Source organism: Pseudoalteromonas pernae (assembly GCF_039831865.1).
GTDB classification, from domain to species: Bacteria; Pseudomonadota; Gammaproteobacteria; order Enterobacterales; family Alteromonadaceae; genus Pseudoalteromonas; species Pseudoalteromonas pernae.
Window position 1 is genome coordinate 92590 of sequence record NZ_JBDODM010000003.1, and the last position, 16573, is coordinate 109162.

A 16573-nucleotide genomic window follows, 5' to 3' on the forward strand; every position below is an offset into this window, starting at 1 on the left:
TGTCTCCTTATAGAACTTGAAAGCCGAAGGCATATGGATCATCGTCATCAACCACGATGCTGTTATGGCCCGTCACACGAGCCCAGCCTTCTATGCTTGGCATGATGGCAGCTTTTCCTGCCACTTCAGTCACAGACTCGATGCAACCAACAAACTGACTGCCAATGTAACTCTCGTGCACGAAAGGCTGGCCTTGCTTTAGGCGTCCCTTGGCAAATAATTGTGCCATGCGTGCACTGGTGCCTGTGCCACACGGCGAACGGTCTATAGCTTTGTCGCCATAAAACACCGCATTGGCTGCATCAGAGTCGCTGTTTTTGGGCTGACCTGTCCAAAGTACGTGCGAAGCACCACGCATGGTGGCATCTTCTGGGTGAATGCATTCTAGTTGCGCGTTAATCGCAGCTCGAAGTTGTGGACTCCAGCGCAGCAGCTGAGCCGCAGTGCATTGTTCTATGCCTTGGAAATTCGCTTGTGGCTCCACAATAATGTAGAAGTTGCCACCAAAGCTCACATCCACCGTTAATGTGCCAAGCTCCGGCACATCAACCTGCACATTTTCGTGGGCGAGATAAGCGGGCACATTGAAAATCTTCACCGCTTCAACTTTGTCACCACTGCATCGATAATGCGCTTCGACTCGCCCTGCTGGCGTGTCTAGCTTGACAATGCCTGGGGTACGCGGATGCAACAAGCCACTTTCGATGGCAAATGTCACCGTACCAATTGTGCCGTGACCACACATGGGCAAACAGCCTGAGGTCTCAATAAATAAAATGGCCGCATCACCATCAGATGTTGTCGGTGGATACAGGAACGAGCCTGACATCATGTCGTGACCACGAGGTTCAAACATCAACGCCTTGCGCACCCAGTCGTATTCGCGCAAAAAGTGCTGACGCTTTTGGCTCATACTTTGTCCTTCGAGAGGCGGATGGGCGCTTGTTACCAAGCGCACTGGATTCCCGCAGGTATGGCCGTCAATACAAAAGAAGGTTCCGCGGTTCATAGGCTAGTCCAAGTTGTACTTGCTTAGGTCAATGCGGTTCGCAAGTGCCTCGTTGTATAGGCGCTCAACATACGCTTTTTGATCCGCAGGAAGCGACAAACGTGGCGCTCGAGTGCGCTCACTGCCACGACCAGCGAGTTGCTCTGCATATTTGATACATTGCACTAGTGTTGGAATAGTGTCCAAGCGCAGTAGCGGTAAGAACCAGCGCCACAGCTCTCTTGCTTCTTCGTAACGACCTTGTTGTGCTAGCTTGTAAATAGCCACAGATTCGCGTGGGAAGACGTTGGTCAAACCCGAAATCCAACCGGTAGCACCGAGCATCATTGATTCAAGGGCGATATCATCTACTCCGCCAAATACCACAAAGCGATCACCAAAGGCACTGAACAGCTCGGTAATACGACGGGTATCTTCAGTTGCTTCTTTTACCGAGACAATATTTGGCTCATCAGCAAGTACGCGCATGCCATCTATAGACACATCAACGCCGTAGGTAACGGGGTTGTTATAGATCATGATGGGCAAGGTCGTAGCACGGGCGATTTGCTGGTAGTGGTCAATCGCTTCGCGTTCGCTGCTGCGATAAACCATGCCTGGCAATACCATCAAGCCGTCAATGCCCAGTTTTTGTGCATCTTGTGCGAATTCGATTGCAAACTGAGTCGTTGTTTCAGCGACACCACTGAGCACGGGGACGCGACCGGCCACAACTTCTTTTGCCATGGCTAATACTTGACGCTTCTCTTCACTTCGTAGCGAACAATTCTCACCAACCGTGCCAAGCACGATGATGCCGTGCACACCCTCTTTAACTAAGGTGTCGATCATCGCTGCTGTGGTTTCAAAATTAATGCTGTCATCATCATTAAACTGGGTTGTGACTGCTGGGTATACACCCTGCCAATTTACCTTCATGGTTAATCCTCATGTTGTCGTTATGCTTGCCATCATAGATATATTGTATACAATATTCAACATTGAAAATTAATTTACGCCGTTTAAGTGTGATTTCGGGTTCTTATAAGCACTCAAAATAACAACCAAGCCATTGAAAATATTAACTAAAAATATTTTTAAAATTTACGGCAAAGAAATGGATAAAGCAGGCATGCAAAATCACTCTAGCGACAAGCAAAGCAAAAAGTTACCGATTGCGGTGGTGGGTGCGGGAGTTGTCGGGATCAGTTGTGCGTTGCAATTACAGCGCCAAGGTTATGAGGTTCATTTGTACGACGCACAGCAACCCTCAAGCCAATGTTCATACGGAAATGCCGGACATTTTGCCACTGAGCAAGTCTTTCCGCTGGCCTGTAAGAGCTTATTGCCCAAACTGCCTAAAATGCTACTCACACCATCAAGTGCACTGCGTATTCGCCCTGCTTATCTATTCAAGTTGCTGCCATGGCTTTGGCAATTTTGCCTGAATATGCGCAAAGCCCCCTACAGCAAACACACGCAAGCGCTAAAAGCGCTGAACGAGCAAGCACTCAGCGCGTGGCAAAGGTTATTGGGAGCAAAATTTGCAACACATATTCAACTGCAGGGATCGCTACTGACATTTGAGCGCACTCAGTTGGCGACCATCAACAAATTGATGGCTAAATACCAAACACAAGGGGTGGAAGTTGAGCTGCTCACGAAGGAACAAACGTTGCAACTTGAACCTGAACTAAACAAGCACATTACTCACGCACTGTATTTCACCCAGGTTGGTCACACCGCTTCGCCAAAAGCATTAAGCGACTACCTGTTTGCAGAATTTATAGCGCAAGGCGGGCAATTCTTCGCGCAAAGTATTGAGCATTTAAATCATACTGACGAGCATTGCCAGTTAGTCACCGCACAACAGTGCAGTGATTATCGCAAAGTAGTTGTATGTACTGGCGCATCCAGTAAAGTGCTGTGTCACAAATTAGGCTACTCGTTGCCAATCGAAGCAGAGCGCGGATACCATTATCAGTTAACAACACACTATAATGTGACTCGCCCTATCGTCTGTGCCGAACGGCAGTTTATAGTGACGCCCATGACGTATGGTTTACGCTTGGCGGGCACCGTTGAGTTTGCTGGGTTAGCAGCGCCCGCAGACTATCGCCGTGCTCATAATCTACTTAAACATGGCAAAGCGCTCATACCAAAAATCAACGAGCACTTCGAACACGACGCCTGTTGGCAAGGTGCCCGTCCGTCACTGCCCGACTCTTTGCCAGTGATAGGACAAGCACCGCACCATCAACATATTTATTTCGCGCTGGGGCACCAACATTTAGGGCTTACCCAAGCGGCGATAACAAGCGAGCTGATAGCAGCAAGTATTAACCAACAACCCACTGCGATAAATATCGATGCATTTTGCATCTCGCGGTTTCAATAACTAAGGAGCTAGGCGCAATGAAAGGCATTGGCTATCAAACACAAGAACAAGCGTTGGCACAACTGAGCGACATGACTACAGACATTAAGCCAATTGCAGAGGCTGAATACCGCGCGCGTATCGCTAAAGCGCAAGCCTACATGCAAGCGAATAATATAGACGCTGTATACCTTAACGCTGGCACCAACATGACCTACTTCACCGGCTTAAAATGGTATGCAAGCGAGCGCCTTGTGGGTGCGTTGCTTCCTGCACAAGGTGATATCGCGTTCGTTGCACCCTTTTTTGAAATTGGTTCACTGCGTGACTACCAAGTTATTGATGCCCCCATCCACGCATGGCAAGAAGAAGAAAATCCGTATGAATTAGTGCGTGATGTGATGGTGCAACTAGGTTATGGCGACAACGCCACGTTGGCAATTGATGAAAGTGCGCAATTCTTTATTGCCGATGGCATCAAAAAGGTGGCGCCAAATTACACCTTAGTTAACGGCGGCGACGTAACCAAACATTGCCGTATGCAAAAATCAGCCAACGAGTTGGCGTTGATTCAACGTGCAATGGACATGACCCTTGAGGTGCACAAAGCCGCGGCATCTATCCTTCATGAAGGGATCACCACGCGCGAAGTGGAAGCCTTTATAAACGAGGCGCACAAAAAAGTAGGCGCGGTGGGCGGCAACTACTTTTGTATCGTGTTATTCGGCCAAGCCACCAGCTTCCCTCACGGTGTGAAAGACGCGCAAACACTTAAAAAAGGCGACATGGTGTTAATTGACACTGGCTGCCAATTAAAAGGCTACCTAAGTGACATCACTCGTACTTATGTATTCGGTGAAGCCACACCGCGCCAGCGAATGTTCTGGGAATTTGAGAAGAATGCCCAACTCAAAGCGTTTGCTGCCGCACAAATAGGCAACACCTGTGGCGATGTCGACTACGCTGCACGCAGCTACTTGGCTGAACAAAACCTTGGTCCGGATTACCAACTGCCGGGTTGCCCACACCGCACAGGTCATGGTATCGGGATGGACATTCACGAATGGCCGTACCTTGTAAAAGACAACCCGCAACTACTTGCCCCTGGCATGTGTTTTTCAAATGAGCCTATGCTGGTGATCCCCGATGAATTTGGTGTTCGCCTTGAGGATCATTTCTACACCACAGAAGAAGGTCCAGTGTGGTTCACAGAACCTGCGCACAGCATAGACAATCCATTTGGGTTGTAACAGCAGGCATTTAGAACGGCAGCACCTCATCGGTGCTGTCTTTGAGCCAATGTAATATTCATTTGACGCAGAGCAAGGACAATCATGCGCCTACTACTATTTGTTGCGTTACTTGTGTGCCTATCAGCGCACGGCAACAACAACACGCTGCCCCAAAACAGTAACTTGATCAATCGCGAAGCCAACGTGCTGGCAATGCAAGACCAAGACAAATTTGGCCATTCCCGTCACAACCCGTTTTTTGATATGGGCGCATGGCACGGCCATTTACTTAATGCCCAAAAGCAACCCGGTTTGGGTGCTCTAGCGTTGCTAAATGAAGAATATCTTAATTATTTCGCGAATGAATTCGAACGCTTAGAGGTATTGCACAATAACCAAGTTGTGGCGCTGGATGTAACGCAATATTCATTACCCGGTGCGTTAGTCCAAGAGCTTACCACGAGTCATATTCACATTCGCCATACGCTGCGTTTTGTTGATGCGCGCACCTCAGCACTGCGCACAGAAGTGATAAAAGGTCATAATCTGACACTTAATTATCGGGGCAAATTGCTGGAGCATTTCCACGCCAAAGAGCAAAAGCTTAATGAGCAAACCATTGCCGCACGCTTCAATACCTTAAATCTGCACTGGCAGCAACGAGAGCAAGATATTGTGCTGAACCTTGGCCGTACGCGAGACAGTTACAATCTAATGACATCGGGCAGCGCCCAGTTTTCCATTACACGTAGTATTGAAAGTACCCACACAGTCCAAGCCAATACATATCAAAGCTCAATTTCTATGTCTCAAGGGCAGACACTGTACAGTCGCTATCGTTACATCCTGGACGAACACGAATTAACAGCATGGCCAGCCAAAGTAGACTGGCTTGCACTCGAAACACAATTTGCACAGAGCGCGCTGCGCTGGCAACAACGCATCACCGAAGCAACGGCCGGAATAACATCAATAGCGGGTCAACGTATCGCAGTGAAGTCAATGCAAACGCTCATTGGCAATTGGCGTTCCCCCGCCGGAGCGCTGCAATTTGACACTGTTTCTCCATCAGTCACTGCGCGGTGGTTCTCGGGGAACCAAACATGGCCGTGGGATAGCTGGAAACACATAGCTGCACTCGCCCACTTTGAGCCTGAACTTGCCAAAGCCCACATGAGAGCCGTATTTGCAGAGCAAATTCAGCCCAACGACGCCGTACGACCACAAGACGCGGGCATGCTACCCGATCTGATTGCCTATAATCGCAGCGCTCAGCGCGGTGGTGATGGCAGCAATTGGAACGAGCGCAACACTAAACCTTCGCTGGCGACATGGGCCCTGCACATTCTTTTTGAGCAGACAAAAGATAAAGCGTTTGTACAAGAAATGCTCCCCAAGTTAATTGCTTATCGCACTTGGTGGCACACTAATCGTGATAGTAATCACAATGGGCTGATGGAATACGGTGCAACCCGTGACAAAGCCCACAACAACCCCCAAGGTGAACTACTGTTTTATCACAACAACCAAGCAATGTATGGCCTAGATGCACTGGCTCAAGCGCGTGCTCAAGGTGGTGAGATTGATATACCCGCGCTCACAGCCGCTTCTTGGGAAAGCGGCCGCGACCATGCAGCAACATTTGGCTTTATCAGCAATATACAACTTAAAGAATATATCTCCACAGGCGGAAACCGCAGCGACTGGGAAGTACAATTAGCACCGGTGTTTAGGGCTAACGGTGATCTTGCAGGGTTTGTCATAGACCAAGAATCAGTTGATCAATCGAGCTATTTTGCCAATGAAGCAAAACGACTTAGCGAGTTAGCCAAAGATATCGGTGACATTGACCTGCATAAAAGGATGGCTCAGGAATACGCTACCCTAAAAATAGCCATTCAAGAGTGCATGTTTAGTGATGAGCACGGTTTCTTTTTCGATGTGTACACAAAGCATCATGGCAATCAATGTCAGGCTATCGCTCAGCGCGGTATGGGTCCTGAAGGTTGGTCACCACTTTTCAACGGTATTGCCACTGACGAGCAAGCTGCTCAAGTCCGTAAAATCATGCTCGATGAGCAGCACTTTAATACGCGAGTGCCGCTAGGGAGCGCTGCAAAATCTAATCCGGCATTTGGCGCAGATATATATTGGCGCGGCCGAGTGTGGCTAGACCAAGTTTACTTTGGCTTAAAGGGGCTCAGTGATTATGGGTATGACTCTGATGCACGCATGCTCGCTGCCAAGCTATTAAATAATGGCGATGGTATTTTAGATAGCGCCCCTATTCGTGAGAACTACAACCCATTGACTGGGGAGCAACAAGGGGCCCCCAACTTTTCTTGGAGTGCCGCTCATTTATACCTCATGGCAAAAGAGAATTGGTTCGCGGATTAACCTGAAATAAAGCGCGCAGCAGCGACTTTACTGCTGTGGCGCTTCATCCACATTAATGCGTATGGGCTTGCCCTGTTCATGCACGCGAAACACCACAATTGATACAGGCTCAGCACCGGTTATCGCGGAATGAATTTGTTTAAGCGGTATTTTTATTGCATCGCCGGCTGTCATTAAGGTGTCAGGTTTGCCCTCTTGCCACAACGTGACACTACCGGAAACGATATACACATACTCTTCTCCCGGATGCCAATGTTTTGGCAAGCGGGTATTCGCTGGTATGTTGAGCTGACTCATCATCACCTCAGTACCACTTGCTACAGAGGACACGTCTTTGAACAAATTCGTCACGGCAGGGCTCTGCGCTTGGGTATTAAACGTGATGAGTAAACTCACACCTAAAGCTGTTAGTAATTTGTTTTTATTCATATGTACACCGCTCACAGTGAGCTTCTATATCAGTCATCTATGGTCAACTATAGCTGCTCAGCTCCTAATTTGCGTCGCCACATCTAATTGTTTGCTCACCAAGATGATAGGTGTTATTTACCAACACATAGGCTCCGGAAACTATCGCGGTTGTGGGAACTAATATGGGAGACAGCAAAATTCCGCTCACTGAATAGTACGTGTTGGTTTCCTCTGCTACATCCACGATTTGCAATGTTTTCTTATCTGAAGATAGTTTGCAGGTTTGCACATGCTCAGTGTCTTTCACCGGCACCACCACACACCCACTCAACATCAATCCGCATATTACGGGAAAAATACCTTTGTTCACCTTATATCCCTAAATTTGAGCCGTTAAGGTAGATTAACAGCTACGTATCTACCCAGCCACAGCTTAAATGTTAGTATTTGTTAGATACAAATTTAGGCACCTCTTGTTTCATCCAGGCCGAATTAGTCATCCCCCACAAGTGCGCACAAACATCCTCAATGACTAAAAGCCTCTATAAAGGTCCATCACTGCCATCTACTGATGAGTTCACATGGAACTGTCACTGTTTAGGCTGCGTATGGTGAAACCAATACAAAAGCGCAGCAGTAATAAGCGCGATGGTAGCAAAAAGTCCCCACATCAGTTCTGGTCGATGCATTGCCAGTGTTAACTCGGCATAACTCCAACCGGATAAAAAGCCAGCAAACAAGAAGCCCAGAGCCATGGAAACAAAATAGTAACCCATGTACAGCGCGGCTTGGCTTTTATCAGCAATACTTGCCACATATTCTTGGCTTTTTGGCGAGGTAAGCATTTCAGCCAAAGCGATCAGCAAGATAACCGTAACTACCATCACGCCACTGGTATACATGCCCGAAGCCATCAACACCACAAATGCGATGACCATAACAACCAAGCCAACACTGAGTACATAAAAGGTTTTAAAGCGCTGGCACAAGGCGCTAACTGCAATTTGTGCCAAAACTATGGCGGCAAAATCTAGGTTAATTAGATACTCAGGGTTAATTTGTCGAAAACTAATCAAGCGCTGACTAAAATCGGCAACTTGTTCAGTTCTTAATTCAGTTTGTAAGCCACTGATCACAGAAAGCTCATTTACCAATACAGTCAGTTCACTCGCAGGCACGTTAATTTTATCGTGCACCCACTGCAAGCGCAGTGATTCAATATTAATTTCGACTCCCTGTTGAAGTTGACTGAACAGGGCCTGCACGTTGGTTTGAATTTGCCCCGAGTCGACAAAAGCAAAGAAGTTGATGGCGCCATCGCCAAAGAGCCCAATAATACTGAGCAAGTCTCGTGTATCAACGAAATCACGGATATACAATGGCAGGGTATAAAACAACTGGTTGTAGACAGTCCAAAAGCCGGTGAGAATCAATAAATACAGAGCGAAACGCGGATTACTTACCCTGATTTTTTCTTGCCACCAGCGCGCTTTGTGCTCATCGCCGCCTGCTAATTTGTTCCAGAGCACATTGATAACCGCCCAGGCTGCAATGGCTAAAAACGCTAGACTATAACTCATCCATTGCACGCCTGCTGCCATCAACAATAGGATGCTAACGGCGAGTAACAGAGCTAAGCGTGCATTGCCAAGCACATGTTGCGCTTGCTTTACTGTGTCTTTGAATGAACTCTTTTGACGATTTAATGTGGGGGGATCGCGATAGAAAAAAAGTACGGGAAGAAAATTAATGAGGATCCACCCTGCCGACATCATAAATACCGCATCCCAACTAATTGCTCTCATTGCCCCTGCGATCATGGGTCCAATAAAGCCCCCGACATTGACCATGGTATAAAAAATGCCAAATCCAAGTCCTCGATTGCGGTCATTCGTACAGTGAGAAATTGTCCCCACAACGACTGGTTTAAAGCAGGCTGCACCCAAAGCGACTAAAGACAAAGCTCCAAAAAAAGCCCAGAAGCTATTTGCCTGCCCAAGGATAAAGTAACCCGGCGCCATAAGACTAAAGGAGAACAGGAACATTTTTCGATATCCCAGCTTATCTCCCAATGCACCAGTTAGCACAGGCAGTAGGTATAAGAAAAAAGGAATAATGCCTTGCACTGCCCCTCGCTCCACCTCAGAAAATCCGATTCCGCCTTGGCTTTTTGGGGTGGTCATGTAAATGGAAGATACCGCGAAGAATCCATACCATGCGAGACGCTCGAATACCTCCATAACGTTGGCAATGTAAAATCGTGAATCAAAATGCCAATCACTGGCATTGGATGAACGTGCGGTTGCGAATAGACGAGCCATAAGGGTTGCTTGTTATTATTGTATACAATATACATACCATGAATCATTACATCGTTGCAAATCGATAAAGCGGCGAAAAGCGAAAATATTAACCTATACTTGGTAGCGACAATATCCATCGCGAAAACAAGCGGCTAGCGTATGAGTGGTGTGAAAAACACAAACAATCCGAAAAACTTTTTAAGCTTTAAATACTTCGAGCAGCTTGTTGTCGCGTCCATCCTGTTGTTTGTGGGTGCCATGTTATTTGTTGTCTTTGCCTTTATGAGCAAAAGCGCCCAACAAGAAGGGTTACAAAAACACTTTAACTTGGTATACCTGTCTCAAGAACTGAGATTAAGCTCAGATCAATTGACTATGATGGCCAGAGCCTATGCGGCAACTGGCAATGAAAAATTCAAACAGTTTTTTGAACAAATCATTGCTATTCGCTCGGGCGTCAGCCCTCGGCCGCAACATCTTAATCGCGTGTATTGGGACATGATGATGGTCGAAGATGGTCAAGCTCCATCGGCAAGTGGCAAACCGCAGTCTCTGTTAAGCCTACTCGAAGAAAATGGCGCTTCAACCGCGGAATTGAATGCTTTGACACACGCGTACAACCAGAGTGAATCACTGGTACAGCTGGAAAAACAAGCCTTTGCTTTGGTTGAGCAAGACGACCGAAGTGGTGCATTGGCAATCCTATACAGTGAAGACTATCTGCAAAGCAAAGTCGCAATCATGACACCAATAAACTCGTTTTTAGCTAACCGCGAAGAGAAATTACAAACGTTTATTCAAGAATCTTCTCGTCAACTAACCATTTTATACAGTGGTGCATTGCTGTGCTTTTTACTTCTGCTAGCAACCCTTCTTGTTATTTACAATGCACGCTCGAGCATTCGCAACAATATCATTGCCTATCTAAACAACGAGGTGAAAAACCAAACCAAACAACTCACGGTGAAGAACAGCGCGCTAAACGAAGCCATCGCGGATTTAAAACATGCACAAGCACGATTAGTTAGTGCCGAGAAATCTGCAACCTTGATGCGGCTAATTCCAGGGCTAGCACATGAGATAAATACTCCTGTCGGTATCGCTGTAACCGCCTCAAGCAGCCAATTGATGGCACTGGAAGCAGTAAAAAGCCAAGTAAGTGAAAACAAAATCGCAAAAGCAACCTTGCTGGAAACCATTGACACGATTGAGGATTGTGCAAATTTGGTCGGCAACAGTGCGAACAGGATCAGCACCATCATTAATAAACTCAAGATAATCACTCAAGATGGCTTTACTGACAAAGCACAGACTTTGGTGTTGGCTGATGAAGTAAAAGCCTGCTTGAGTGCAATAGACAAGCCAGAATTAGACGTCAAGGTCAGTTTGGATGTTGACGAACAGATCCGTATTCATGCACCTAAGTTTCTGCTCCAGCAATGTCTTTGTGCATTAATCGAAAACAGTTTCAATCATGCTTTTGAACCCGACTCATTGGGTCAAGAACTGCGCATTCAAGCAAATGTGATCAACGACAAACTGACCATCCGTATCTGCGACAATGGTCATGGTGTGCCAGATAGCATCAAGGATAAGCTTTTTGACGCTTTTGTAGTTGGCAACCGAAATGCTAAAGGGATGGGTTTGGGATTGAGTCTGGCAATGGCGATAATAAATCAATATTTCTGTGGCACTTTGGAATATCAACCGCACACTGACGGCGGTACCTGCTTTGTGATATCTATGCCCATAGATGGCTTTTTGCAATCGACAGCACGGGAGCAGATCGCATTAAAAACCCACGCATAAAGCGTGGGTTTTTAAGTCAGTTAAAGCGAATTACTCTGATGCTTCGTCACTCAATAAGTATTTATCTAACCACTGCTCTTGCTCCCACAATACGTGCAGCAAGCTCTTGCGGGCCTGATAACCGTGAGCTTCGTATGGCAACATAACCAAACGAGCATCCTTACCTAAGCCTTTCATTGCCGCAAACATGCGCTCACTCTGCATCGGGAAAGTGCCGCTATTTGGGTCTTCTTTACCGTGGATCATCAACATAGGCTCGTTAATTTTCTCTGCATGAAAAAATGGCGACATGTTTGCGTATACCGCTTGGCCTTCCCAGAAGTTTCGCTCTTCGCCTTGGAAGCCAAATGGCGTTAAGGTGCGGTTGTAAGCACCACTGCGAGCGATACCTGTTTTGAATAAGTCACTGTGAGCCAGCAAGTTCGCCACCATAAAGGCACCGTATGAGTGACCAGCAATGGCAATTTTGTCTTTATCCGCGACGCCTTTTTCTACTAATACATCCACCGCTGCTTGTGCACTAGCAACCAATTGTTTGCGGAAGGTATCATTCGGCTCTTGCCCCTCTACACCCACAATCGGCATTTTCGGGTCGTCGAACACTGCAATCCCTTTAGCCAGATAAGGCATGGGTCCCCAGTAGCCAATATAGGTAAACTCATAAGGTGATTCACGTACCTGAGAAGCTACACTTTTATCTTTATATTCAAGCGGGTAAGCCCACATTAGCACGGGAATAGGACCTTGCGATGCATCATATCCCGCTGGCAGATACAAGGTGCCTGATAACTCTACACCGTCGTCGCGCTTATAGCGGATCTGCTCTTTTTGAATTCCTTTAAATGCAGGATATGGATGTGGGAATTGAGTCAATTGCACCAAGGTGTCTTCATCTAAGTCACGAACAAAAATATTAGGCTGTTCAGTCTTAGATTCACGAATAGTGATAAAGCGTCGACCTTCATCATCTAGTAAGGCAATAACACGCTCATAAAAAGGCGACTCACTTCGCCATAGGCGTTCCGTGGTGTTTGTTTTAACATCGAATCGGTCTAAAAATGGAATATAACCTTGCTCTGATGCACCGTTACCGCGTAAGAAAATATAGCGGTCACCGATAACCTGCATCACACCTACCCCCAAATCGTTGTAAGTATAAATTGGGTTACCCGGGTCTTTGTAGGCATCATTGTAACTGCGATCCGAGAACAGCACTGGGTTGGCATCTGCGTTGTTCGGTGCAATGATCCACGTACGCACATTGCGGTCGCTGAAGCGCCATTCCGATAACATAGCGACGTTGTCATTACCCCATGTGAAACCTGAATAACGGCGCTCAGTTTTTGCAAGTAAGCTCGGCTTACGCTTAAAAGGAGAGCTTAGGGTGTAAATAAAATCATGATGTGGCACATCTTTTTTCATATCGCCACCATCTTGAGCCTCAGCCCAAACTAGGGTTGCGCCTTTATCTGCACGCCATTCAAAATCACGAGGACCAGTGCGAACACTGTCGAAACCTTGTGGAATGTTGTCGGCAAGAGGTTGCTTAACCAATTCTTTCAATTCATAGCCACTCATGCCCCACACAGACCAAGTGCTCGCAAAGCGGAAATACGGTACTTGATATGAGAACGGCTCATCCAGCGAAGACACTAAAATGTTGTTACTATCCGGTGAAATGCTGAAATTACTGAATAGCTTGGCTTTACCAATCGCTTTTGCCTGTCCGTCCAAGCTCACACGCATCAATTGACCTTGGCCATAGAATGAAAACAGCGCTTCATCATACGGGCTGGTTAACAAATTTTGGTAAGTACGCGCGGGTGCTTTTTCACCAGTGGTTTGTTGAATAACTGGAACCACAGTATCAGCATTATCTTTTGGTTGTTCTTTGCCAATATTAACCGCGTGGTTAATGATGACACCGCTGGCATCTGGCATCCATTCATAAGGAGTCGAGGTAACTACAGAGTTCAACGCATACGGTGTTAACTGTTTTAACTCGCGGGTAGTGATATCGTAAAGCCAAAGAGTTGCCTCTTTTGGGGTTTCAAATACAAAGCTCAGGTATTTACTGTCACTGGACCACTGTGGTGAGCGCAGTATGCCTTCACCTAAATTCGCCACGTCGATAGTGACGTCACCCTCAAGCGCTTTGAAGCTTAGCGCAGTGTACTTATTGCGAACACGCGAGCGCGAAAAGTTATCTGGATTAAGCTTAATTCCTGCAAGCTTCAACTCAGGTTTTGCAAGCTCCTGCAAACTTTCTACACGACGACGCTCAAGTAACGCTAACCATTTACCATCAGGCGACAACATAGAGCGTGGTGCTAATTTAGCATCAACGACTTGGGCTAATTCGGCTGAAGGTACTTGGTAACCGCTGGAACTTGCAGCGTCGGTTGTCGCAGCACTTTGCTGAGCATGCGCACCTGCAGCACCTAACAAACCAAATGCGCCAATAAGAACGCTGGCAATGAGGTGTTTTTTCATAGAAAACCCTTTTATTTTGATTATTATCCGTTCAGGTACAGTGTACCTTGGTATCTTTATGAGGCAACTAAATAAGCCTAAGCGGTTATTTTTTAAGTTAATACGCAAAAATGACGGGGTGAGGAGTGACCACGCCTGTTTTTATCGAATCCAAATACGCCAAATCAATACTTATGCTATTTATCCTATATGGCAGTGACCATCATCACTTTGCGGTTTTTGGCTGACTCTATTGTAGGTATTCTGGTACTATGGAAAGCTTAATCAATGCATTACAAAAACATGACCCACTCACCTATGTATTCAAAAGTCACCATTATCGACGTCGCTCAACACGCTGGCGTTTCTAAATCGACGGTGTCTTTAGTGTTGTCTCAACCAGAAAAAGTGAGCGCTAAAACCAAAGAAAAAGTGCATCACTCGATGACTGAGCTGGGGTATGTTTATAACCGCGATGCGGCTTCATTGCGCTCCAAACGCTCCGGCTTGGTAGCCATCATTTTGCCTTTTTTAGACAACCCCACCTTCAATGACATCGCTAACACCTTGCAACAAGGCATCATGCAGATGGGGTTTGTGCCTATGCTTCTGTGTAGCAACGATGATGTGCTCACCCAACAACAACTTGTGAACCGATTAAAAGAATCAAATGTCACCGCAGTACTGCTGTGCCCTGCCCACAACACTGATGTAAATTGGCAAAATGCGCTTGCACAATCAGGGATCACGGTGATTAATATTTTGCGTGAAGTGTCGTTGAGTGAAGCACCATGTGTACTTGCCGACACCAAGCGAGGCACGTTTTTGGCGACCCAAGCGATATTGGATAAAGGCTGTAACTCGGTAATTCTCCTCGGTGGCAAGCCAACCATGAGTGGCTACAGCCGTATTGTCGAAGGATTCCAGCAAGCCGCACAATTGCATGAACGTAACGCCAATATTCACTTGATTGAGTGCGCCAATACTCGCAGAGCGAGCCAAGAGGCACTGAGTGAAAACACCCTACTTGCAAGCAAAGAAGGACCAATCGGCATCGTGTGTTTCAGTGATATTGTCGCCTACGGCGTGCTCGATATGCTGACTAATTATGGTTTAGTTGCAGGCGTAGATGCCTTCATTGTCGGTCTTGGCGACTTCCCCGATTCCAAGTTGTTGCCCTGCCCTTTAAGCTCTGTGGCAATACGCAGTCAAGAAATCGCAGAGCACACATTAAATAACCTAACCGCATTGCTTAACCAGCAAAGTGTCGCCCGTCGCACACTTATCGATGTAACTTTAATAAAACGAGCTTCTTGTTCATGACTCAAGTATTAGTAATTGGCTATGTGTGGCCAGAGCCCAATTCGTCAGCCGCTGGCACACATATGATGTCGCTGCTTAAGCTATTTCGTGCACAAGGGTGGCAAGTAGAATTTGCATCACCCGCACAGCGCACTGAGCACATGGAAGACCTCAGCCAATACGATATCAGCAGTGCTGAAATTGCCCTCAATTGCAGTAGCTTTGATGAATACATTCAAATATTAAAGCCAGATATTGTGATGTTCGACCGTTTTATGATGGAAGAACAGTTTGGTTGGCGCGTTGATAAGTTTGCGCCTAACGCATTGAAAATTCTCGATACTGAAGATTTACAATGTTTACGCGGAGCGCGACAAGAAGCACATAAAGCCCAAAGGCCTTTTGAGCAGGCAGATTTGCATAGCGATTTGGCGAAGCGTGAGATTGCAGCCATCCTACGCAGCGATCTCAGTTTGATCATCTCAAGCTATGAAATGCAGCTGCTTAAAGAGGTATTCAAGGTTGATGAGCAGCTGGTCCATCACCTCCCCTTTTTAGTCGACCTTGAAGCGTTACCGCAACAAGTGTTGTCGTTTGATGAGCGACAACATTTTATGACCATTGGCAATTTCAGGCATGCTCCAAATTGGGATGCGGTCTTGTATTTGCAACAAATATGGCCACTGATCCGTAAGCAGCTGCCCAAAGCAGAACTGCATATATACGGCTCTTACCCGCCCCCAAAAGCAACAGCATTGCACAACCCAAAAACCGGATTCCTTATTAAAGGGTGGGCGGAAGATGCGTTGGCGGTAATGGGGCAAGCACGAGTATGTTTATCGCCGTTGCGTTTTGGCGCCGGAATTAAGGGTAAATTACTCGAAGCGATGATCACCCAAACTCCGTCAGTAACCACCGCCATCGGCGCTGAGGGTATGCATCAAACCTTGCCTTGGAATGGCGCCGTCGAGGACGACCCGCAGCTCTTCGCCGATGCCGCTGTAAAATTGCACGAAGATGAAACGCACTTTGTTGAGGCTCAACAAAATGGATTAGCTATACTTAAGCAAGTATATGATAAACAAGCGTTGTCTGACGCCCTACTGAAAACAATAGCAGCAGTGCGTGGTGACTTAGTTGCACATCGACAACGCAATTTCATCGGGCAAATGTTGAAACACCATACGATGCGCAGCACTCAATACATGGCGCAGTGGATTGAAGCAAAAAATTCACCTAAATCTTGATAGAAATCAGTAGACAGGTAATGTTAGAACACTAA

At 46.7% G+C, this 16573-nt stretch carries 11 protein-coding genes; 6 read left to right on the forward strand and 5 right to left on the reverse strand.

Annotated features, from left to right (window positions below; translation table 11 throughout):
• Positions 1–7: 7 nt before the first annotated feature.
• Positions 8–1009 (reverse strand): 4-hydroxyproline epimerase, encoded by a 1002-nt coding sequence (locus V1358_RS08580; RefSeq protein ID WP_347393232.1) that lies wholly within the window; start codon positions 1007–1009, stop codon positions 8–10.
• Between the two features lie 3 nt (positions 1010–1012).
• Positions 1013–1927, reverse strand: coding sequence for a dihydrodipicolinate synthase family protein (locus tag V1358_RS08585; RefSeq protein WP_347393233.1), 915 nt, complete (start codon positions 1925–1927; stop codon positions 1013–1015).
• A gap of 178 nt (positions 1928–2105) precedes the next feature.
• Between V1358_RS08585 and V1358_RS08590 the strand changes: the two genes are divergently transcribed.
• The 3 genes from V1358_RS08590 to ygjK all read left to right on the forward strand — a co-directional run bounded on the left by V1358_RS08590 (position 2106) and on the right by ygjK (position 6994).
• Positions 2106–3386 carry an NAD(P)/FAD-dependent oxidoreductase gene (locus tag V1358_RS08590; RefSeq protein WP_347393234.1) on the forward strand — a complete coding sequence of 427 codons (1281 nt, stop codon included), beginning with the start codon at positions 2106–2108 and terminating at the stop codon, positions 3384–3386.
• A gap of 17 nt (positions 3387–3403) precedes the next feature.
• Positions 3404–4615, forward strand: a complete 1212-nt coding sequence (locus V1358_RS08595; protein WP_347393235.1) for a M24 family metallopeptidase — start codon at positions 3404–3406, stop codon at positions 4613–4615.
• Between the two features lie 84 nt (positions 4616–4699).
• Positions 4700–6994: an alpha-glucosidase gene (ygjK, locus tag V1358_RS08600; protein ID WP_347393236.1), complete on the forward strand. Its 2295-nt coding sequence runs from the start codon at positions 4700–4702 to the stop codon at positions 6992–6994.
• A gap of 27 nt (positions 6995–7021) precedes the next feature.
• On the opposite strand, the gene V1358_RS08605 is transcribed toward ygjK, so the two are convergent.
• Both V1358_RS08605 and V1358_RS08610 read right to left on the reverse strand, forming a co-directional pair.
• A complete protein-coding gene (locus tag V1358_RS08605) occupies positions 7022–7423 on the reverse strand; it encodes a cupin domain-containing protein (RefSeq protein ID WP_347393237.1) in 402 nt (133 codons plus the stop codon).
• A 572-nt stretch (positions 7424–7995) separates the two neighbouring features.
• Entirely contained in the window at positions 7996–9726 is a 1731-nt protein-coding gene (locus tag V1358_RS08610) for an MFS transporter (RefSeq protein ID WP_347393238.1), read from the reverse strand.
• A 150-nt stretch (positions 9727–9876) separates the two neighbouring features.
• On the opposite strand from V1358_RS08610, the gene V1358_RS08615 reads away from it, so the two are divergent.
• A complete protein-coding gene (locus V1358_RS08615; RefSeq protein WP_347393239.1) occupies positions 9877–11517 on the forward strand; it encodes a sensor histidine kinase in 1641 nt (546 codons plus the stop codon).
• A 30-nt stretch (positions 11518–11547) separates the two neighbouring features.
• On the opposite strand, the gene V1358_RS08620 is transcribed toward V1358_RS08615, so the two are convergent.
• A complete protein-coding gene (locus tag V1358_RS08620; protein ID WP_347393240.1) occupies positions 11548–14010 on the reverse strand; it encodes an alpha/beta hydrolase family protein in 2463 nt (820 codons plus the stop codon).
• Between the two features lie 267 nt (positions 14011–14277).
• On the opposite strand from V1358_RS08620, the gene V1358_RS08625 reads away from it, so the two are divergent.
• Together V1358_RS08625 and V1358_RS08630 are read left to right on the forward strand one after the other, a co-directional pair.
• A complete protein-coding gene (locus V1358_RS08625; protein ID WP_347393241.1) occupies positions 14278–15312 on the forward strand; it encodes a LacI family DNA-binding transcriptional regulator in 1035 nt (344 codons plus the stop codon).
• Positions 15309–16538, forward strand: a complete 1230-nt coding sequence (locus V1358_RS08630) for a glycosyltransferase (protein ID WP_347389581.1) — start codon at positions 15309–15311, stop codon at positions 16536–16538. The genes V1358_RS08625 and V1358_RS08630 overlap by 4 nt, the downstream gene beginning before the upstream one ends.
• The last annotated feature ends 35 nt before the right edge of the window (positions 16539–16573 follow it).